Origin of the sequence: Paenibacillus hubeiensis (assembly GCF_032334105.1) — a bacterium.
GTDB classification, from domain to species: domain Bacteria; phylum Bacillota; class Bacilli; order Paenibacillales; family Paenibacillaceae; genus Paenibacillus; species Paenibacillus hubeiensis.
This window is the reverse complement of the sequence record NZ_JAVYAE020000019.1, coordinates 18,890-40,058: the sequence shown is the minus strand read 5'-3', so window position 1 is coordinate 40,058 and position 21,169 is coordinate 18,890. Positions and strand designations below refer to the sequence as shown.

The window sequence follows — 21,169 nt, the reverse complement described above, 5'->3', positions numbered from 1 at the left end:
CACTAGCAGCTATCTGGCGTTGAGTCCTTTTGCGGGCATGTATCCTGCAGCTGCAGCGTCCTTTTCTGAAGCGAACGTCTCCTCAACGCGCATGTTCAGCGGATAATTACTGCGATAATAGTATTTCAAGCCCGTACGTTCTTCGACTGCTCCATAAATGACATTCTTTTTTACGATTCGGCCACTACCAAATGCGTAGTTATTATAGAACTGGTGCCCCACCGGCAAGCCTTGGATGAAAGCCATAATTCCAATGTCATCTACACTGTTTGTCCACTCCTCATTGGGAATCAGCGGGATTTTAAAGTCATAGTAACTGCCAAGCCGCAGCGCGAACTTGTTATGTTGATTGATGAAATAGGCCACATCTTTCTGAACGGCATTCACAATGGTTCTGCGCCGCATCTCATCAAACTGCTCCGCATCATTCAGTAATGCGATATCCGTAAGTCCTTCCAGCTCCTGACGGTAACCCTTCAGCCAGGTGCCTGTGCTTGCCTCATACACGGTTACATAGCTGTCCAGGGTAAAATTAATGCTATTCCCGGCCTGATCGCTATAGGCATAAGGCTTCTCTGGCTTCCATTCGTGTTTATAGACTTTGTTCCCTACCGCGTCCGTGTACTCCGTAAATGCGTAGATATGGAATCCGTTATAGTCTGTAACGGCTACAACCGGAACGTATGCGGCCAGAGCTCCCTGGGCTACAGGATCCTCCCCTGCCCCGAAATTAAGGTTCATGGTTTTCCAAAACGTTTCAATGGCTGCTTCCTTATTTGCAGCGAAATACTTGCTGGATTGATAGGAAGCTTCATTCTCCTGATACTCATTTTGATTCAAGGCAAAGGCTGCATCTTGGACAGCCGTATGTAACGCTGCGGAATACTGTGCCTCTAGCCGGTTAACCAGTTTCTGATCTGAAGTTCGCATATCCAAAATGATATAAAACGGAACGACAATGAGAAGAAATATGATTGCCAGGTTAGTCGTCTTCATTAATTACCATCCCACCGTACGGAACAAAAATTTTGGTGTTATCGCCCGTGCTTCCGGCCAGCAACATATCTTGCAGATGGGTTGCCGGGGTTCGATTTTTGTTTTTAATGGTTACCGTAAAGAAATCGCCAACTTCCAAGTGATATCGTCTAGTTTCACTTTGATCGGGCTCCGTCGAATCTGGAAACATGACCTTCATGATGTCGTTTGTGTAGAAATTACTATAATCTGTGACATATTTACCTTCGAACGTACTTGGATCTGCTGGATCCCGATATACAGGGATGTAAAGTTTGTGTTCGTGAACCATTTCAATATCAAACACATTGCCGGTAGCCGCTATCTCTTCATTAAATTGCTTGTACATGGTCGGTGTCACGTATCCTTTGGTACGGACCGCATCCACAAACCGGGTGACTGACTTTTGGACAACCATTTGCGATCGATCATCCTGCCGTTCCATGCTCTGATACAGGGGATAAATAAACAAAAGTATGATGGCTAGAATTGATGCAAAGATCTTTGACAATGCGGAACCATTCAATCATGCCCTCCTCCTTATGTAAAAATGATAGTAGTAACTGTTCCTTTCGCGTCTCGCACATACTGCACCTTATACGACTTTCGTAGATTAATCATCGAGACATCTGCATCATCGATATCCAGGTATTTCGGAAAAGTGACTCCCTCGACCTGGATGTTCGCCCCAATGTCCTGTATACGCTGGATGCTTTGCAGTACCTCTGCACCGCTGTAAGTCTCTTCTTCGACCGATCCGAATGTGGTAAATAACCGGTGATCGACGGCGGCCGCTTCTTGCATGGACTGTTGAGCTCGCTGCTGGATGCTGATATCCGTTGATGCTGTTCCCAGGGCAATTAAGAAAAGCATGATCCAGGCAGCGTAATAGAAATAATCACTTGTACTTTCATTCAAAGGGTATCGCTCCTTTCTTGAGTTTCCCTTCTCATTCTGCTGAGAAGGGAAACTCCTGAAGTTCCTTACTTCCGTTGTGTGAAGATGATTCCTCTGACTACTGAGTTAGCATCTCGAACGATTTTCGGTTCGAAGTTTCCAGAAAGGTTAATGTATGCGGGAGAAGATGGATCTTCCGCTTTGCTATAATCCGTAATTTTGTCCGTCGATGATACGGTTCCGTCCTCTTGGAATGTGTTCCCGTAGAAGGAAGTGTCACCTTTACCTGTGATGACTTTGATTCCGAATTGAGGTTTATTTGAATATTGACGAATCGCATTAATCACTTCGCTGCCGGAGTTGTATCCTCCGGAATACATGGTGTATTTTGCATCTGTCAGGTTATTGAAGACACCTGTAACTTCTTCTCTCCCCTCTTGACTCTTGTCCATAGCGAACATGACAAAACCGACAACAAAGGTGATTAACAGTACAGTTAAAAAGATTCCCCCGGTGACCTTTAGCCACGTTGGTACGTTCTCAAGCATCGATAAGATTCTCCTTTTTCTAAAAAAGTTGGTTAACGGATGACATACTCTGTAATGTCATGTAGAGCATTGGGAAAACTAAGTACAAAAAGATCAGTAATGTCGTTGGAACAAAGCCGATGGCTTGTCCCAAGATGGCTTTTTGCGAAATCAATCGGGTAAGCTTATCCTCTTTATCCTTCGCGTAGTATTCCTGCTCCATTTCCAAGTCAGCAAATGATTCCGCGACCGAAACTTTTTCACTAGCACGGATTAAGCGTTTGACAATACGATCAAAGGATTCAAAAGGTGCTTCTTCCCGTAAAGCCTGCAATGCTTGCTCAGCGCCACTTTCATAGTTCAGAACAGCTCGACGTAAAGGTGTCTTAAAGATGACGCTAAAGCGTTCCATCCATTCCAGGACGGTATCTACCGACATCCGATCGAACTGCATGAGGATTGAAATTAACGTGTGGAACTGATCAACCTCATTTTGCATCTCCATCGCCCGCATGCGCCGCTTGAATAGGAGAATCCATAGCGGTATGTAATAGGCGATAATCGCGACTCCAATAGCTATCAATAATTCCCACCATTTGAAATACTCGCTTTGAATCGATTCCATTTTCGTAAGGATTCGCTCTGCTGCCTGTTCAAGCTCAGCTGCGTTCATGTTAATGCCGGTCCTGGACTGAATAATCTGAATCAAGTCCTCCCTGGAACGATCCTTCAGATCCCTGAAATTTACGTTCACCTCCTTAAAATAGTTCATTATTTCGTTGTCAGCTGCTGTTCGTTGATTCGCTTCTTGAAGTTCATCGCCTGATAACGTCCCCATCACGTTTTGTTGTCCTGCCGTGGGGCTCGTCATAATTTGATGTATGGCATTGTAGTGTAAGAAAACGCACAGGATGACAACGGTGATAAAACTGGCCAAACCCACCGTCAATCGTTGTATATAAAACCACTCTTTTGTTAGTGGCGAGTTTGATTCTTTCAGAAGCCTGGTCAGTCTGTAATGGGCTCTGGTGTGGCGTTCGGGAACGACCCGATCAATGATCGCCTTGGCCCACGGCCAGGAATATACTTTCTTTTCCCATTGTTTTTCCGGAGAAGAACCTTTCATTTTGTCCTCATCCAGCTCACCGACTTTTCGGATGAACATGTAACTGATAATGGATGAGGCAAAAATGAGAATTAAGATGATGTATCCGATTCGACTACTGTAAAAATCTGCGGTTATCGGAAAATAGGTTTCCGACCATTTTCGTACCGGAAAGGATAACAAGATCGGTGATAAAGCAATCATGGTCAGTCCTTGCAATTTGTAACTCAATAGCCTTCTGCGAAGCAGATCATATCTAATTTGTTGTACGAATTTAGTGATGGTCGCCAGGTACATTGATCCCTTGGCCAAGGGTTTGTCACCATACTCCATGACCATGTGGGCAACGCCCGCAAAAATTTTCAAATATCGATTTGGCGCAACCGCATAATATTCACTCAGTTTGCGTTGTGGATCCTCCGAGGAAATGACCTCATGAATCTTTTCTGCCTGCAGCTTGATGGTATGAGGCGCAATTTGAGCTGCGTCATACATGGCGTCATCTACCCGCCGTGACTCCTGATACTCATGACGATTTTCTTCCAAGAAGTCCGCAAACTGTTTGAGTAATCGATCCTCCACCTTGTTCACAAATACCGTAATCAGCATGCCGTTCGCCACAATAGCTACAGCGATCGCAATCATGATGGCAATCAGGTTCCAGCTCACAATGGCGATGACGGTGATTCCGACAAAGATGGAACCGAGAATCCAAAATGTAATCCGCATGGTTTCTTTACGAATAGTGAATTCGTCATACGTATTGATCAACGACAGCCTTTTCCGAATGCTGGCAAGTTGATTTCGGAGAATGGGTATATTTGAAAATCGGTCATACGATTTTTGATAAAATACCATCATTTTAGCGTTGGTTCGTTTTCGCACACGGTTTGCGTGAAACAGATCAACAGTTTTTTTCTGGTCTTTCCTGGACTTCACGAAATAGAAGATCAATGGAATTGCCGAAACTACCAAGATGGAGAGGAGAATGATAAAAAGAATTTTCATGAATTAGTTCCCTCCCCAATGCTCACTGATGAATGCATCAAAGGCGATTTGGTCTTCCGGCAACATGTTTTCTCTCATTTCTTGAATTCGCTCCGGAGAGATTGGATTGACCGCTACGTAGCCACCGTCCCTGTACTCCAGAATGTTTCTCTCTTTCCAAAGTGGTCCGTGTTTTCTGCGGATGCTTTCTTTCATCAATTGTTCATAATCATTGGTGTTCTCGAAGAAAGAATCATCGTATTGGACCAGGGTGATTTCCGTGATACGCTCAATATACCGATTCCCTTGTGGATCCCGTGTCACATGGATATCCCACTTGATGGCTTCAGCCACTTGCTCTTCAGCCAAGCGCTCATCTTGCATGATTTGCATGGCCAGAAGTGCATCTCGGAACCATTTGATCAGCTGCCGTGTGGTCACCGCGTGATGCGAGAAGATCGTGAACAAACTACCTACTTGTGTCATCTGGATCATCCAGGTAGCTACCGATTGGCTGGCTACCTCACCCAAGATACTGACATCCGTATCCGTCTTCTTATTCAAGTTGAGCGCTTCTTGACCAGGGATGGTCGGAAGCTCTCGAAACGCGATCGAATTTCGTTCTGGGTACAGCTGCCGCAAGTTAAGCTCAAAGATCAATTCCACGGTTCTCAAATTGAGAAAGGCGTACATGAAGCCGATACTCGTCATCATGAGAGATGTTTTACCGGCACCCGTTTTCCCGGTGTATGCAGTGGTTTGGGCACCTTTCATCAGATTTTTGATCATGTCTCTTGCTAAATCAGCATTACTATGAGTATCCGGAATCAGGTTTTCAATCGATAGATTGGGAATATCGAACTTCCGAACCCAGAAAGCCCAGCTTTCAGCAAATGGTGGCCGGACAACCACGACCCGGGATCCGTCTGCCATATCGTTTACCACAAAACCGGATGTCTCGGTTAACGGTCCGGGACTGTTGTGCTTGTAAATATTTTGAGCTACGCGTTTGAGCTCAAGGTCTGTTTCAAATTCCAAAAATGAAAGGTGGATCGTCTTCCCTTTATAGAAAATCCAAAGTGAGTTGTTTCCACGCTTACTGCTGCGCATTTGCCCCACCAACTCAGCGACATGTTCCACCGTGGTCATCTTGCTTGGGGCCCCTGAGACCCCACCAGACAAACCATCGATGTTCATGTCCCGGATCTCATCTGCAACACCGAAACCTTTGTACAACTGGTACACCCGTTGAACGATGACATTGAGCTTATCCTTAAAGTCGAGTCCGCGGATCTCTTTACGATAAATCGCTTGGATCTCCTCTTCAGTAATCACGTAGGACTCCGATTTTCCGCCCTCGATTACATGTTTGGGCCGGGCCAGATTATACTTCTCAATCATGAAGGAAAGGGCCTTATAGCCATGCTTCTTTTTAAAATGATTCATGAGGATGTCGAAACGATCCTGAGAAGTTAACCGGTCTGGCTGAGAAAACGGAATTACCCAGTCGATATTTTTCTCATCAAGTCCATAATCATGTTCCAAAATAGCCTCAATGTGCTCCTTCAGATAAAGCTTGTCCCGAATTTCACCGGATACTGCGTTTCGCATTGCGTTCCTGAGCTCATTGACCACAGCTTGCCGGCGATCATATTCCTCTCCGGACAACCCCATATCCATTAAGTTTGTGTTCACGAACTCGTTAATCATGACTTTGACATACTCAACGAGTATCGGAATGGAGTATTTTTCTGCTTGTGCCTGGGCCGAATCGGCCTTGGGGCTTTTCGGCTTTTTCAAAAGAAAGTACAGGAGCAACCCAATTAATCCGGATAGGATAAGAGCAATGAACAGAATATTGAAAATCATTGATGCTGCCATCTGCTCATGCTCCTTTTCCTGAGATTTGCTTAACCTGGGTGTTGATCCCCGATTCGTTCAAGATATGAACCGCAAGCTTGCGGGATTCTTCAATAAAGAATCGATTCGGATGGAACTTGGTCAGCTGCTGGTTTCTCCGGAAAAAGGACTGGATATCGCCGTCATTGCTGTGATCTTTAAAGCTGGTGTTGTACGGCATGGTGAACACTGGTCCTTTATAACGAAATTTGTTACAGATATTTTTGACTTTGAATTTGGAATCCTCATCATACTGACTGAGCAGGATCACAAAGGGCTTTTTCTGAAAGGCTTCCGGTTGCTGTTCCCGCTGTAAAAAGAATCGTTCCAGGACGTTGATATTTTGGGATAGGCACACGACAATTAGATCCGATTGACTTAATGCATCCAGGACTACCGGGCTGTTTGGGCCACTGTGTAAGTCGAGCAGAACCAAGTCGTAATATTCAGTTGCTTTCTGATAGATGAGGTTGATGACTTCACTGGCATCGTCGAACTGGTCGCGGTCGGCCTTTGTTGTTCCTTTGAGAATATCCAGCCGATCTGGAACCAGAATCAGCGAATTGTTTTTCACGGATTCACGTTCAAACCTCCCTGACCGAACAGCTCTTTCCAGGGCATCCAACCCTCCACTCGTTTGGAATCCCTGTGGGTTTTGATTTTGGATTGTTTTTTGGAAAATACGCTGAAGTGTAGTATCGGACCACTGCGGTTGTGAAACCAAAGTGCGTACCTGGTATTCCATGCCGATGAGTGCAGCGGTAGCAGCTGTGCTGCTTGTTATCCCCAAGCCATGTTGTGGACCCCAAAAAGATATGATTGCCATGCGTTATTTTCCCCTTTCTGCTTGCTTCCAGAGCCTTTTTGCTTCTTTCGTTGTCATTCCTAATATTTGCGCTGTAACGCCCTGTAAAGCTGATTTGAGGTCCCCTGAGAGCTTTTTGGTATGCAGCATAGAAAGATGCTGATTCATGTACTTGCTTCCCAGGTCCCTTTCGTCTGGATAAAAGATAAAAGACTCCTTCCAGTCAATCGGGTGCTTGATAAACGTTTCCTCAATAACTTCTTCCGGAAAAACAGCTGATTCCTGAATCAACTTGTGAACCGGGATCAGATCGGAATGGCTCTTATCTTGGAAGAATGCATTCATCAGGACACCATTGCGTTGCATTACTGCGTTGTCATGAGATGTAACAAGAAAATATTGATCGGCAGATGGCCACCGCTGCAGCTCATCCTTACGACTGATATCAATTAGGACGAAATCATATTTGCTCTCGTTTTGCAGCTCCTGATACGTCTCCAGTGTGGCATTTTCAATCACATCGAAGCGATCATGCTGCCGTACCCCGTCTTGCCCTTCGACTTTCGGATAAGCGTATTCGTAATCCGCATTGGCCGTGACATCCAGGATCAACACGTTATAATCCACGGATAGAAGCTTGGCTACATAAAAGAGAACATCCGACTTTTCATAAGCGCCAATGAATAGGATCTGCTTCATGGTGTACCACCTACACTGTTTTGATCGTTAAAAATCGTTTCTGTATTTTCAGGTTGTGTTGTACTCGTTTCATTCATCAGATCATTGGACTGCTGCTGGTATGTTGTTTGCTCTTTAGCAGCTTGCTCTTCAGCTGTCTGCTGCGTGTTACGGTTGCTTTTGTAATCCTGCCGCTGCTGTGGAGTCATTGCATTGAGAGCTTCTTCCAGCTTCACACGATTCCTGCGCTCGAGTTCAGTGGTTGCTTTCTGAATAATATTTGGATCGGAATCGATTAGATCCAACACTGACTTGTTAGCCGGATAGGTTGTGTATGCTTTCTCCTGTATGCCTGGCTCAACATACGTCAAGGCATAGATGCTTGCGTCGTTAATGTACGCGTCTACGATGGCTGACGACATATTCAAAATTTCTTTTTCAGACATCTGATACCAAACCGTTCCGTTCTGCAGGTCTTCAACCCGCTTTTTACTGAGAACGATGTAGTCTTGGCCAGACGGAAGTTTGATACGAACATCGACATAATCGTTTTTTTTCAGCTTGATTGGTAGTTCAATTAGGCTGAACTCTTGGTTCCGGATGTCTCGGGTTGTCACCTCATCTTCATAGATTACTGAAGCGGTGACAGGTGACTTGTGGGGAAGTTTTATCTTCGCTACTTTCCCGCTGATGAGTTCCTTACTGAGAACTTCATCATCGGCAATAACACTTTTTTGGATCATTTTTGTTTCTAAGTCGTTAGCCCGAATCGTTTCCCCAGACTCGATATCGCGGGTCACAACTTCAACCGCTATATATTCATCTTTCATTACTTGTTGGGTCTGCTCTAATTCAAGCTCTACAGCCTGCCGTTGACCGTTCAACTTCCCCGTTAAGTGGTTAACGTACAAGATTCCGGCAAGAATGCAGATCAGCAATACGGAAAGCCCACCGATCCCTCCGGCGATAAGCAGCTGCTTCTGACGAAGCCTAATTTTTGACATGAGTTCTTGTTCCCTTCTTCATGAAGTATCTACTTTAAATAAAGTCCAATGATAAGCATTACGACGATGACACTCAGCAAGATGATAGCAATCAAGTAAATGGCGGTACCGCCCTTTTTACGCTTTTGGCCCATGTATTCTTTCAACACCGCTTCCAGGACCGCATCCGTATCCTTTTGTGCTTTATACGGATCCGCGTGCAGTGGAATCATGCGAACCACTCCTGTTCCCAAACCCTTCTCAACATCGGAAGTAATCAATTTATTGGCATGTGGTACACAATAAATCCATTTGGATTGGTCGCGATGGGCATGCTCCCTGGAAAAGTCATAGATTTTCTGTTGCCGCCATTCAATGCCATGTCCGGTGACAACTTGGACATGAGCCCGATAGAACTCCTCGATATACCTCGTTTCATGATAGGCACCGAGATCAAGCACGATGTAGTCATATTCCATTTCCAGCAGCTCTGGGACATCATATCGATAATTTGATTTGTAATAGTCCACGCCATCGATAGTAAACATTTGCTCGTTATTGGGCACGTTTGCCAAACCATCATAGGCATTGGCAATCCGATAGAAGTCTTGAGAGTCATTTCCCTCAATCAAGGCAACTTTTCTTCCCTTACGCGCCAAAAACTCCGTGATTAGGATAGCCGTGTGAGTTGCCCCGCTCCCCGGCTCTACACCAATAACCGCAATAATTAGCGTCCCGATGATTGTTTCCACAAGAGTTTGCTGCTCACGCACTACCTGGGGTTGAATCTCCAGTTCCTCGATCTGCTCGATACTCTCAATTCCAATGGGAACGTGCTTGATTTGCTTGGTGTCTCCCTTGGTTCCCTTTGTTGGTGAATCTTTCGAAGACCCGCCATTCTGCAGCTGTTGCTGTATAACCATTTCTTCACTGCCAATATCCCAACGCGCGGCCGCGGAGTATGAGGATTTCGCATCGAGCTGTTCCCGAATGTACGACGAGAGAGGCTTTCGTATTGGGCTTATAACTTCCTGTTGTTGCTCCTCTTCCTCCTGATCGTCATCGTAATCGTCCTCATATCCTTCCAGGCTCGCATAACTTGGTGCGACAAAATCATAAACGTTGTATTTTAGCAGCTCATTGATGGTCTGATCGCCAGGTACCCGTCCGACTGCGACCATTACGATCCGGCTGTCACGATTCAATCGATATTGCCTTACCCCTTTGACTAGGGCGATGTCTTCCGCCGCCTCCATGTCAATGATGAGCGTATGTATAGCAGTTCCTGATACACTCTGACATTGCTGCAAGAAAGCTTCTGTTCCGAACTCGCCAGCAACCTCAAACCATATTTGCTCATCTACTAAAGCCCGTTTGATTTCGTCCATATGTTCTGGACTGGATATGATCCCGTACACAATTTTTCACCTCCTTTAAATGGGATTGTTTCGCTGATTAGCTGCCTTGAAAATCATCAAGATGCTGCCTTTCCGCTCTCTCAACTCTTCTCAAGGCTTCGTCTAATCATCGATAATACTGCATCGGATTAACCGGTTCTCCATTCAGATTGACTTGGAAGTGAAGGTGAGGACCTGTACTTCCTCCTGTGTTACCTGATTTTGCGATTAGCTCCCCCGCTTCCACTTGCTGCCCTAACCGAGCAACGAAGCTGTCAAGATGCATGTACATGGTTACCATACCGTCCCCATGATCAATGCCGATGATATTTCCTCCACCGCCGCTATCCCAACCTGCTCGAATAACTTTTCCCGCTCTAGCTGCATATACGTTGGTCCCGATCGGCACGCCAATATCGGTGCCTTTATGAAGCTTCTTCTTACCGGTAATCGGGTGAGTCCTCCAACCAAAGGGCGATGTGATACGGGTCAGGTTGTCGTCCAGCGGCCAACCCATACCGCCTTCTACCGGTTTAATGATTGGTGTTCCACCAGTATCGTCCCAGTCGCCAGCGTTCCCGCCTTCCGTGCCTTCAAATACAATTTTGCCATCTACCACCTCAAAGACGTATTCCACTTTATCCATCACATCCTGGATCTGATCTGAATCGATTAGCCCATCTCTGACCAACATCTGAAGCGTCTCGTCAAAATCCCTTGGATAGTAATGCGTTTCGTAATACGAGCAGTCATAGGATTTACCTTTATCATTGGTACAGGTTTTTTCCACTCGAACCTGTTCTTCACGAACGAAATAAGGCTTGTACCCATAGGCTCTTTGTGCGCTGGAGTTCTTGAAGTTTTGGTTAAGGACAACTGCATCCACGGCCATAATGTACTGCCAGGATACCTGTACACCCGTCTCCGCTTGGATCTGTGCTGCACCTTGGACGTAGTAGTCATATTCCTCCTCTGAGTTACCCAGGGGAAGATGTGTCATGAACGCGATCGGAGCTGCAAAGAGGAGCATGATGATCAAAAGGGCTCCTCCTACAAGGCCAAGCGCTATTTTGATGGTCTTTTCCGGATCAGCAAGTGCTATTCGCGCAAGCCATCCCCACATTATCGGCCCCCGCCTCGTCCGAACATTTCAAGTTCGAAAGGCGCAACCTCTATAGAGGCGTGTATCCTTCGGTTCCCGGCTACGAATAGCCCTTCACCACGGTTCCCCGCAAGAAGTGTTTCGACTTCCATCTCCGATAACTGCATCAGTTTCTGCAGGGCTTGGATATCATTTTCACCTTGTCCCATGATGATTTTATAGACCGGATTATCAAGCAAAGCTTGTCCGTAACGCCGGACCGCCGGATCCATGAAATCGACCATGTTATGGGTGATAACCATCAGACCGCCCTCATACTTCCGGATCCGTTTGGATGTATTCCGAATGAACTTCAGGGGCTGCGGGTATTCTGGATCGACAATCAGATATGTTTCATCTGAAGCAAAGATGACACGTTCCGTCCGATCCCGAGAAATGTAGTTCCATGCCCAAGACAAAATATTAAAGGTCTGCGCCTTCAGGATATTTTCATCGGCCTCCAAAAGACCGTTGATATCCAAACAAATGAAATTGGACTCTGGCTGTAACGTAGTATGACCCGCCCATAAAGCTTGGTCTGCTCCGATGGCTAAAGATCGAAGGTAAAGCGCAAGCTCTGCCCACTCCTGTTGGAACTGTTCTCCAGCCGTTTGGCCACGCTGCTCGCAGTATTCAAAAAGATGAACTTGATGAGGCCATTTGTCATTGGGAACGGTCTCGATTTTCGTGCTCCAATCGATGCCGAACTGCTTGTAGACTTCTTCAAGAGCAATCTCCAGCAATACCAGTTGCTTTTCTGTGGCTGCCCTTAAGTTTAGTCGGTAGAATGTGCGCAGGAATTGGAAGTGTAGTCCAAGTTCTCCGCGGCTCTTATCTGCTTCAGTGAAAAGTGGATCTTTATCATCTTCATCATCCATAGGAACAGATCTAGCTTGCAGTGGATTGATACGCCCTCTTGGATCACCAGCACAGTTAATCCAGTCCCCATTTAAATTGTGGCACAGATCCTTGTACTCGCTCTCTGGATCTAGCACGATAATTTTGGTTCCACGCGCCCACTCGTACATCAGAATCTTCTTGATGACTGTTGATTTACCAACCCCTGGACGTCCCAGTACAGTGATGTTGGAGTTGGTTCGACTTCCTTCCCTCTTCCATAGATCGAACAATACAATACCGCCGGACTTGTCCGAACCAAGGAGAATTCCGTCACCATCATTGATGCCGGAATAAACGAAGGGATACATTGCAGCCACGGTTTCCGTTGGCATATTACGAGCTCCGAGTTGACGAATCTCGGGAGCCAGCATCCCATATGGCCCGACCGATTTGTACCCTTCCTCTTGGCGGAACATCGGCGTACGTCCACGCATACCTGTTGCGGCCAGTGCCGATTCCACACGTTTGACACGATCGTTTAGCGTATCCGGATCATTCGCATGCACTAGCATTACAACTGTAATGAAAAAGACCTTTTGGGATTCCGTATCGATCTTTTTGATCAATTGATGCGCACCTTTGAGCTGGCTTCTGGCACGTTGGATCAGAATCGGGTTACCGCCGGCTATGATCTTAGCCTCAAGCTCACCCATTGAAATCTTAATTTCTCTTAGGAGCTCATTTGGATCGGTAGGTTCACAGTGAATACTCAGCACGACCCCAGGCATCGTGGCCATTCGCGAAATCCATGCCTGCGTGACCTTTTCAGGGTAATCCACAATAACCAACGTTCGTTGATGTAGTTCTCCAGAAATAATGTTTTTGTTTTGGAATTCAATTGCCGTGGGGCTAATGATATCCAATAAACCGGTTATCTTTGGCTGCATTTGATTTTCAGATTTTTTCCGCCTTAATTTTTTTGCAACGGCATTACTCATTTTCGTATACCTCCTCTGCAAACACCATCGGAGGCAAATTCACGATGGAAACAGGCGATCGTTCATATGCTGCTTGATTTGGATGATTGAAGATAAATTGTAAGTCCCGATTTGCTTGGTCGTTACAAATATCTGCTGTCAATTCTGCATGTGTAAGGGATCCTGCAAATTGTAAAGCCCGATCCGAAACGACTGCTTCATCCACCTTTTCTTTTTTACCTAACTCTTTGGGAATCAGGATGTAAAAGTGCCGTTCAAGCGCTTCACCACTCATTGCTTTTCCCGCTGCTTGCTGGGCATACCCATTCAAGAGCCGTTTGCGTATAACATCTTCGGTATCTTTTTTTGCACGTTCCAAAGTCATGATGAAGGCATCGAGATCTACGGGCTTTGCGATGGAAAGGATCTGGTAAGGGTAGTCGATACCATTGAGTGCTTCAGCTAGTTTGTTGATCTTACGATTCTTTTCATTTTTACTAAGGAGTGCGATATTTACAGGTTGTACTCGGATTACACATACAACAACATTGTCTTTTCTCCACAGCAAATTGCTATGGATGTCCTTCACTGGTAGCCATTCTTGCGCCGTCATTTGGCCTTTTTTAGGCTCACCAGCAGCTGCGGTCTGGGTTGGGGAAGCAGATGTTGCCTGCTGCTTCCCTTTGGACCGTTCTTTTTTGCCAAGGCCCAATTGAATTCCCCCATTGAAAATAATTAGCGTCTTCCACTTCCGTATCGATAGTAGTAACGCTTCTGCTTGCTTTTAAAATTTTGAAAGTCTTTAATCAGTGCAACTGCATTTTTCCCGGTTACCGGATGCGGTTTAGCGATCATAAATCCTAAAGCCGCAAAGAAAGCGGTAATTACATATGAGAATACAGACGCGGTTAATAAAAAAAGTCCATATCCGATTCCAAAACCGATACCTGCACCAATTAGCACAAGGAGTAATTCCGCCCAACCGATCCCTGGCATGATTTGAAATCTCGTCTTCACGTTTTTAGGAATGTAATAATTCATACCTACACCCCTTTCGTCATCAGCTTACGCATCATGACCATGGAACCTGCCTGTTGTGCAGCTCCGCCAAGTGCTTTTCCTGCACCTGTCGAGTATACGTATTGTTTAAGGATCGCAGGGCTCTTGTACGTAACCCATACAAATCCACAGAAGAGAAAAACGTTAACCCATGCAGGCGCTGCAAAATTCAAAAGTGCAAAGAAACTACATTTGATCAAAAACATCTGAATAGCCTGTGCTAGGGATATGTTCAGAAGCTCTCGCCACCAGCCTTGGAATGCCTGACTGTTTGAGTTGGTAAGGCCCAGAGCCAGGAAAGATCCAACAACTGCAGCTACGGCTAGTTCGCCGGCTCGGATAAATGTTTGAATCAATACAACGACTAACATGACGAGGGCGAACAATACGGCAATGGCTGTAGCCATTGGAAAACCGTTCTGGAGCATCGATCCGGTTAACAGGGTACTTACTGGGCTACTCATATTGGATAAGTCAACCCCTGGTAAGGCCACCACGTCCGATGCTACATACGTGCCCCAGGCATATACTTGCCTGACAATCCAGGGGACGGACATAATGATGGCAGCGGCTTGAGCTCCGTTAATGAGAACGTTCTGCAGATCAGCTTCTGAGTCCCCTGAATTACGGAGAATGTTGTTATACCAAATTTCAAATGCCCACTTCGCCGCGAGGAGTGATCCCGCAATCGCTTGAGCAAGTAAAATTCCCTGTACTACAACGGGCATATCCAATACGCCAAGTGATGCGCTATTGATTTGTTGCAATAACTCAAGATAAAAATTGATGGCTGAGTTAGCCAAGTTTGTGAGCCAATTTTCAATGGCTTCCTCAATCAGATTCGATATTGGATTCCACGCAGGGAGGAAAGTTCTCATAGGAGCCTCCTCATTTGTAGTAACCTAGTACCAGTGTGACAATACCAGAAACAGACTCACCAATTATTGCTGCGATCAGAATGCGTTTCATACTTTTGTTTCGTGAAGCAATTTCAGCACTATCGTTTTCAGCAGCCAATTTTGCTAATGCGTGGTAACCCATAAACGCTGCTGCTCCTACAGGGATTAATACGAGAACCCATTTCAGCCCGTCTTCACCAAGTTTTTTTGACCCCGATACAATTTTAGGATCATCTGCAAAAGCTGGGAATGCACACATCATCATGATAAATAGCGCCCAAAGTGATGTATAAAACACGCGAGAGTTAAACCATTTTTTTGACACGAATCCTCTTCCTCCTTCATTGAGGAAATCCCGCTAATCAAGCCGCCCAAAAGTTTGAAATCTTCAACTTGTTAACGATATTTCCGAACAACATGCTCACAATAAGCGGTGAGACAAGTAAGTCAGTTGAAAGTGAATATGTGCCTCTAGTTCTTGAAAATCATGTTCCGTTATCTCATTAATTTGGTTATTAACGAGCTTTAGCGCCAGGTCCCACAAACTCATAGTCTGATGATGTCCTTTACCGTGTTGGAACGTTTCCTCCTGCAAAACAAACAAAGCCGTAGCGATCCGATCTCGCTGGTTCAAAGATAGGTCATGGGGATATATGTCCAAAAGTCCTTGAACGTCTGAGAGCAGCATCGTAGTTTGTCTTTGTTTATATTTGAGCAGTTGATTTGTTCTTTTGTATGTAAGCCCTCCGAAAATAACGGAAACAAATATCAAGGTCGCTATAACCGCAAGGGATATAATAAAGGACATATTCACGCTATCACCTCCTTTCAATATTTAGACTAATTATATTTTTAGTCTACATCCATGAAAGTGGGAGCCTCATCTTCCACTTCTTCTGTATCTGGTTGTTCGTTTTCATCTTCAGGAATATAAGATCCGTCATCCATATATCCGGCTGGGATGAAGAATGGAACCTTTTCCACTTTACGCTCTTCCTGAACCTCCTTGCCTTTCAACTCTTGATCTGCAGGCCAAAGGCTTAGATCTGGTAAAGGTAATTTGGCTGGATTCATTCCTCCGCGAAGCACCAGTGACATGTCACGCGGCCAACGTCCGATCTCATCTGGTGTGAGCAAAGCTCGTCCAGTATGACTGACAGAAGCCCCATGACTTACGTTTGTTTGATTGACATTGTAGCTATTACCTGATGTTTCCACAGTGTATGTTCCAGTTCGCTTACTGAGCTCCTCCATCGTAGAAATATCCGTAGTCCGGAGATAGATTGTGCTCTGAACATTTCCTTTTAGCGTTTTAGCCACCTGAGGTCCGTATTTACTATCCAGCTGTGAGTATGCCTGGATGATCATAAACCATCTAACTCCCCGTCCCAGTGATACCGTGAGTTTGGTATCCATGTCCGGGAATGGCGGCATATTTCCGAATTCCTCTAGCAGAACATTCACACGGATCGGTAACCGTCCCCCAACATGATTATTAGCCTCATCAACCAAAGCATCATATGATTGTGCAACGTTCAATGCTGCATATGCATGCCGGGTTGTATCTTCATCTGGAATGATTAGGAAGATCGCGGTCTTCTCATTTCCTGCCCGTGTAACATCAAACTCCTTTTTCGAAGTGAGATACGCGATAGAAGGATCTGCAAACAATCGAAGTAATGCAGCTGCCGAACTGAAAAAACTTGCTCTGGTTCGTTCTGGTGCCAAGCTTGCAATACCATAAGCTTCTCTTGCTGGATGATCCAATGGAAGCCTATCAAAGTAATCTGATAGCGGAACGAAATCAATGATTTGATTGCCCATTCTGACTTTTTTCACTTTACCAAGCTCGATAAGAATTTTGTAAACCGAGTACATATGTTTTTGATCGTCTCGCGGAGCTTCAATGGCCACGGCTAAGATCAACGCAGCGATCACAGACTCAGGACCGTCTTTCCATATGGATTCGCCTTTATCGTTACCTGGCTTTTGATATACGAACATGTGTGCAATGGTCCATGCATGCTTTGTAGCCATGGCCACGTCTCCAGCCTTCAGAGCTTGAATTACTGGCTCCAAATAGTTATCTCTACTCCCACGGCCAGGTTTTCGATAATCCAGGTAATGGACCTTGTACCCCATACTTTCCAAGAATCCTGAAGAACGATCGTACAACTCTCCTTTGGGGTCCGTGACAATCATGGACTCTCCAGCGTGAGCCAGCATCCATATTGTTGGAAACACGAGTCTTCTCGTTTTCCCTGAGCGCGTTGCACCGATGATAATCGTGTTTCCATCTTCAGTGTCTACATAAGCATAAGGTCGTGAGCCGTTCAAATATGCACCAAGAACGATGCCGCCAGCGAGTACAGATTGCTTCAGAAACCATTTCAATGATGCTTTCGCCACTTCTTTCTCAGTCATCCAGCGACTTGTTCCGAACTGCCCGGATCCCGCAGCCTCTGGTCCACCGATCCCATCACTGACTTTGTTTTTTCTTGGAGCATCCCGCCAGAAGATTTTGATGATCAACAAGAGTACTAATAACTGAAGTACCAACCATGTAAGCAATAATTTTTCTGTATTAAACAGTTCAGCAATGGCCTTCAAAGGGTTGAGCTGATCGACCCAGACTGAAAATCCAATCGCGTCCTTACCCAATACGTACATGGGTATTTGAGCAATACTGGGCAATACAAGAATATCAATGAGTAACAAAACATAGAGTAAAATCCATCTCGGTGAGAGAAATTTCAGGTTATTCCCTCCCTCGAGAGACTTGGTTGACAAGCAAACATTTCTTGGTTCAAAAGACCTAGGTCAACACCTTGCTTTACTGCCAATTGAAAAAGCATAAAACGCATTTCACTTAGCTCTTGTTTGATGTCCAACGCTCCTTGATCCGTGTAATATTCTAATGCATTTTCAAGAAGACGGGTTTGTCCACCTCTAATCTTACAGGCTCTGAAGTAGTGCTCTTGCGCCTTTTTAGACAGGTTCAGTCGTCCACTGACTCGTACAGACGCCGCCACTTCATCACCTCATTTCCGGCATTCATACTTCCTTGAGAATGGGAAAATCGCACTCCCATGGAATCACCTCCCTTTACATATTAAAGGACTTTCGACCCTTACACTCAATAGTCATATATGACTAAAAAAACAAAATAACTAGTTCATATGAACTAGTTATTTTAAGGGATTTGTCGAACATTTTTGAAGACAGGATAAACCTTGTGCAGAAAAGGGTTTTTATTGATTTTGCCAACAATTTGTCAGACAATCAATCCCGTTCACGTTCAGCCTCTCGCTGAAGGCGTCTTTCATTTTGTCGTTTCATGATTTCACCTTGAGATTGAGTGCGTATACGCTCCTGCTCCATCGAGTTCCAAACGCTTTTCCAAAGGGATTTAGCAAGGTTCATCCCAGGATTGTTACCAGGACCGCTTCGACCCCTAGATTGATTTTTACTCTGCCAAGGATATGGAGCATTTTCGATCTTTAACACTTTTTTGAGTTGTTCAAAATCCTTGCGGCTTACGACCGGTGGCCTACCCCAAGGAATCGTTTCGTCTGCTGATTTTTTAACACGTTCAAGGATCGGATCAAGACGTTCCTTCGGCAAATTTAATCCACTACGGGTATTCCAGTCATGTACCATTTGTTTGACTTGATCAAACGGAACTCCTGCAGCTACCATGACTTTCGCAAAATTGGTAACGGTATGGTTGACCTCATCCCGGATTCCAAGCTGCCGGCCTAATAGAGCAGTGTCATTGGTTCTTTTTTCGAAAATCTCCGCGGGCCGGATCTGTTCTGGAGACAGATTCCCTGACCGTTCTGACCACTCACGTATCTTCCTAAGAATAATTCCTTCGTCAGAATCGGTATTCTGCAGAAGAGATGCATATTTTTGAGCTACCCATTTGGCATCTTCTGGCGAAAGGGATATACTGGATTTTTGAATATCGGACAGTGCCTTGGCCACTTTGCTATCATCCAGCTGAAGGACTTCTGAAGATCGCCAGGGATAATCGATATCGATCTTGAGTCCATCCTTGATTTTCTCCCAGGTCGTTTCCCTCAGATAGCTTGTATCCTTCTCGGCAACTGATTTTAAGATTTGGCTAATATCTGCAACTTCATTTTCAGCGGCAAACTCTCTCATAATAGTACGGCGCTCGGCATCATCCACACCCATTTGCTTCAGTGCTACAGTCATACAAAAGGCAATGTATCCCCCGTTATCAGTTGCTTCTGCAGAAAGCACTCCTGATTTGAATGCACTCGTGATCTCGTCCTTACTTCCCTCTAAGCTCTGGACTCTTTCCATTTGCCAAGGATATTCAGCATCAATCTGCAGTAACGTTTTGAATTTAGCCCACTCTGCTTCAGACATCGAGTTAGACGATTCCTTGACTACCTTCTCGGTCTGTTTAATGAGCTTATCGATGTCCGGGATATCCATTTCCCGATCCTGAAGTAATTCCTTAATTTTCTCTTCACTGGCGCCACTAAGACGGAGAACTGTAACAGCCACCTGTTCTCTGTTTTGAATTTCCGCCGGTTCCGAACGATTAACCGACCGAACCAGCTGCTGTGCTTGCTCGGAGCTCAGCCCCAAGTCTGCTTTCTTTAACCAATCCTGGACAAGTGATAATTGTTCAGATTGGCCAATTCCAACTTGTCGGAGGGCATCCACTACACTACTCATTACATTCTCAGCGAAATGATCTTCCGGCCGGCCCATGGCTTGAGAAAACTCCTGAATGACAGCCTGTGCCTTTGCTGGATCTACCCGAAGGTACACTTCTTTCTTAGATTCAGCGGCAGCTCGTAAAATCAGCTGAGAAACACGTTTTTCCAAGTCTGCAGCCGCTTTGTCCTTAGCCCTCTGGATATCACTATCTTTGAACGAATACTGTCTGGTCATATTTTCAACAGCACCATAGTAACGGGTTAGCGTTCCATGAAATGCGGGTTGCTGAAGGAACCATTTTGTAGTGTCATCTACCTCAGCCTTTACTGAATCTGGCATATACTGATAAGCAATGCGACCCTTGTCCGGAAGGATCTCGCCAATCGATTTGATTCGATTCATAATTGCTTTCTGGTCTTCAGAATACAATCTCGGCGCGATGCCGGTTTTACTGTTACCCATGCTCTTCAACTCAAGATCGATCTCATCGCCAACATCTTTGATCTCCCTCATGAACTGAACCACATTCGTCAACTCATCCTTACTCATGGTTCGGATCATCTCACGAGCCGCAGTTTTTTCCTGATTTAGAAGCATTCGTTCATCAGCGTAAATTTCTTTAGCAAAGGTTTGTTTGATATTTTCCATCTGCTTCGCATTAAGCTGGCCTTTCCGTTTGATCGGATTCTTTTCCCATAGAACCAAATGGACATGAGGATGTCCTTGTTCTTGGTGGAATGCAGCTACCCACTTCAAATTTGTTTCAGGTATCCCCATCTTCGCTGCTGCATCTGGTACAGTAGCACGCAAAGCATCTTCCCATTTTGCCCGATCGGTATATCCAAGCCTCAGCGCATCTTCTTCCTTCAAACTGAGCACTGCTCGCCAAACAATTCCTTTATGCTCCAAAAGTTCATTCTGAACATCCTTTAGATTCGGATGCTGATCAGAAGACGAGAACAATCCATGAGATCCAGGTCTTTCATCTGCATACTTTACATGCCAGGCAGCTGTATCCGGAACAACACTCTCTCCTTTGGCCCACGCAGCTACTCGATCTTTTAACGTGACTTCCTCTGGATCAAACGGCTTCTCTTCTTCTCCAACATCAACACCTGGGCGTGTCCCTATATATTCAATATGCTTCGCATTCTTTGATTGGTTAACATTGCTTCCCTTCTGAGGAGCATAAAAAGATACTTTGCAAATAAAAGGAGCCGAGAACCTTGCGTGTTCTTCTGCAAAGGAAAACTTATCAGCCAT

At 45.3% G+C, this 21,169-nt stretch carries 19 protein-coding genes; all 19 read right to left on the bottom strand.

Annotation, left to right across the window (positions count from 1 at the left end; translation table 11 throughout):
- Nucleotides 1-9: 9 nt before the first annotated feature.
- The gene (locus tag RSX24_RS28990) at nt 10-996 is read right to left on the bottom strand and encodes a hypothetical protein (RefSeq protein ID WP_343262546.1); all 987 of its coding nucleotides are present in this window, start codon (nt 994-996) and stop codon (nt 10-12) included.
- Nucleotides 983-1,540 carry a hypothetical protein gene (locus tag RSX24_RS28985; RefSeq protein WP_343262545.1) on the bottom strand — a complete coding sequence of 186 codons (558 nt, stop codon included), beginning with the start codon at nt 1,538-1,540 and terminating at the stop codon, nt 983-985. The genes RSX24_RS28990 and RSX24_RS28985 overlap by 14 nt, the downstream gene beginning before the upstream one ends.
- A 14-nt stretch (nt 1,541-1,554) precedes the next feature.
- Nucleotides 1,555-1,932, bottom strand: a complete 378-nt coding sequence (locus RSX24_RS28980; protein ID WP_343262544.1) for a hypothetical protein — start codon at nt 1,930-1,932, stop codon at nt 1,555-1,557.
- Between the two features lie 65 nt (nt 1,933-1,997).
- Nucleotides 1,998-2,459, bottom strand: a complete 462-nt coding sequence (locus RSX24_RS28975; protein ID WP_343262543.1) for an ABC transporter permease — start codon at nt 2,457-2,459, stop codon at nt 1,998-2,000.
- A 19-nt stretch (nt 2,460-2,478) separates the two neighbouring features.
- Nucleotides 2,479-4,551 carry a hypothetical protein gene (locus RSX24_RS28970; RefSeq protein ID WP_343262542.1) on the bottom strand — a complete coding sequence of 691 codons (2,073 nt, stop codon included), beginning with the start codon at nt 4,549-4,551 and terminating at the stop codon, nt 2,479-2,481.
- A gap of 3 nt (nt 4,552-4,554) precedes the next feature.
- On the bottom strand, nt 4,555-6,411 hold the full coding sequence (locus tag RSX24_RS28965; RefSeq protein WP_343262541.1) for an ATPase, T2SS/T4P/T4SS family: 1,857 nt from the start codon (nt 6,409-6,411) through the stop codon (nt 4,555-4,557).
- Between the two features lie 4 nt (nt 6,412-6,415).
- The gene (locus tag RSX24_RS28960) at nt 6,416-7,255 is read right to left on the bottom strand and encodes a CpaE/TadZ family protein (protein ID WP_343262540.1); all 840 of its coding nucleotides are present in this window, start codon (nt 7,253-7,255) and stop codon (nt 6,416-6,418) included.
- A 3-nt stretch (nt 7,256-7,258) separates the two neighbouring features.
- On the bottom strand, nt 7,259-7,933 hold the full coding sequence (locus tag RSX24_RS28955) for a hypothetical protein (protein ID WP_343262539.1): 675 nt from the start codon (nt 7,931-7,933) through the stop codon (nt 7,259-7,261).
- Nucleotides 7,930-8,916: an SAF domain-containing protein gene (locus RSX24_RS28950; RefSeq protein WP_343262538.1), complete on the bottom strand. Its 987-nt coding sequence runs from the start codon at nt 8,914-8,916 to the stop codon at nt 7,930-7,932. Before RSX24_RS28950 ends, RSX24_RS28955 begins: the two co-directional genes overlap by 4 nt.
- A 29-nt stretch (nt 8,917-8,945) precedes the next feature.
- Nucleotides 8,946-10,313, bottom strand: a complete 1,368-nt coding sequence (locus tag RSX24_RS28945) for a hypothetical protein (RefSeq protein WP_343262537.1) — start codon at nt 10,311-10,313, stop codon at nt 8,946-8,948.
- A gap of 106 nt (nt 10,314-10,419) precedes the next feature.
- The gene (locus RSX24_RS28940; RefSeq protein WP_343262536.1) at nt 10,420-11,415 is read right to left on the bottom strand and encodes a M23 family metallopeptidase; all 996 of its coding nucleotides are present in this window, start codon (nt 11,413-11,415) and stop codon (nt 10,420-10,422) included.
- Nucleotides 11,415-13,271: a VirB4 family type IV secretion system protein gene (locus RSX24_RS28935; protein WP_343262535.1), complete on the bottom strand. Its 1,857-nt coding sequence runs from the start codon at nt 13,269-13,271 to the stop codon at nt 11,415-11,417. Before RSX24_RS28935 ends, RSX24_RS28940 begins: the two co-directional genes overlap by 1 nt.
- Nucleotides 13,264-13,962, bottom strand: coding sequence for a TraC-like domain-containing protein (locus tag RSX24_RS28930; RefSeq protein ID WP_343262534.1), 699 nt, complete (start codon nt 13,960-13,962; stop codon nt 13,264-13,266). The genes RSX24_RS28935 and RSX24_RS28930 overlap by 8 nt, the downstream gene beginning before the upstream one ends.
- A 23-nt stretch (nt 13,963-13,985) precedes the next feature.
- Nucleotides 13,986-14,291, bottom strand: a complete 306-nt coding sequence (locus RSX24_RS28925) for a PrgI family protein (protein ID WP_343262533.1) — start codon at nt 14,289-14,291, stop codon at nt 13,986-13,988.
- A 2-nt stretch (nt 14,292-14,293) separates the two neighbouring features.
- Nucleotides 14,294-15,187, bottom strand: a complete 894-nt coding sequence (locus RSX24_RS28920) for a conjugal transfer protein TrbL family protein (RefSeq protein ID WP_343262532.1) — start codon at nt 15,185-15,187, stop codon at nt 14,294-14,296.
- A gap of 10 nt (nt 15,188-15,197) precedes the next feature.
- Complete coding sequence (locus RSX24_RS28915; RefSeq protein ID WP_343262531.1) at nt 15,198-15,533, bottom strand: hypothetical protein; 336 nt, start codon at nt 15,531-15,533, stop codon at nt 15,198-15,200.
- Between the two features lie 96 nt (nt 15,534-15,629).
- Nucleotides 15,630-16,022 carry a hypothetical protein gene (locus RSX24_RS28910; RefSeq protein WP_343262530.1) on the bottom strand — a complete coding sequence of 131 codons (393 nt, stop codon included), beginning with the start codon at nt 16,020-16,022 and terminating at the stop codon, nt 15,630-15,632.
- A 38-nt stretch (nt 16,023-16,060) separates the two neighbouring features.
- Nucleotides 16,061-17,998 (bottom strand): VirD4-like conjugal transfer protein, CD1115 family, encoded by a 1,938-nt coding sequence (locus RSX24_RS28905; RefSeq protein ID WP_343262529.1) that lies wholly within the window; start codon nt 17,996-17,998, stop codon nt 16,061-16,063.
- Nucleotides 17,999-18,490: 492 nt separating this feature from the next.
- A complete protein-coding gene (mobP3, locus tag RSX24_RS28900; protein WP_343262528.1) occupies nt 18,491-21,169 on the bottom strand; it encodes a MobP3 family relaxase in 2,679 nt (892 codons plus the stop codon).

Excerpts from the sequence above, each read along its gene's own strand:
- RSX24_RS28990 (WP_343262546.1), bottom strand. The coding sequence starts at position 996 with ATGAAGACGACTAACCTGGCAATCATATTTCTTCTCATTGTCGTTCCG.
- RSX24_RS28975 (WP_343262543.1), bottom strand. The coding sequence starts at position 2,459 with ATGCTTGAGAACGTACCAACGTGGCTAAAGGTCACCGGGGGAATCTTT.
- RSX24_RS28970 (WP_343262542.1), bottom strand. The coding sequence starts at position 4,551 with ATGAAAATTCTTTTTATCATTCTCCTCTCCATCTTGGTAGTTTCGGCA.
- RSX24_RS28965 (WP_343262541.1), bottom strand. The coding sequence starts at position 6,411 with ATGGCAGCATCAATGATTTTCAATATTCTGTTCATTGCTCTTATCCTA.
- RSX24_RS28960 (WP_343262540.1), bottom strand. The coding sequence starts at position 7,255 with ATGGCAATCATATCTTTTTGGGGTCCACAACATGGCTTGGGGATAACA.
- RSX24_RS28955 (WP_343262539.1), bottom strand. The coding sequence starts at position 7,933 with ATGAAGCAGATCCTATTCATTGGCGCTTATGAAAAGTCGGATGTTCTC.
- RSX24_RS28950 (WP_343262538.1), bottom strand. The coding sequence starts at position 8,916 with ATGTCAAAAATTAGGCTTCGTCAGAAGCAGCTGCTTATCGCCGGAGGG.
- RSX24_RS28940 (WP_343262536.1), bottom strand. The coding sequence starts at position 11,415 with ATGTGGGGATGGCTTGCGCGAATAGCACTTGCTGATCCGGAAAAGACC.
- RSX24_RS28935 (WP_343262535.1), bottom strand. The coding sequence starts at position 13,271 with ATGAGTAATGCCGTTGCAAAAAAATTAAGGCGGAAAAAATCTGAAAAT.
- RSX24_RS28925 (WP_343262533.1), bottom strand. The coding sequence starts at position 14,291 with ATGAATTATTACATTCCTAAAAACGTGAAGACGAGATTTCAAATCATG.
- RSX24_RS28920 (WP_343262532.1), bottom strand. The coding sequence starts at position 15,187 with ATGAGAACTTTCCTCCCTGCGTGGAATCCAATATCGAATCTGATTGAG.
- mobP3 (WP_343262528.1), bottom strand. The coding sequence starts at position 21,169 with ATGGCTGATAAGTTTTCCTTTGCAGAAGAACACGCAAGGTTCTCGGCT.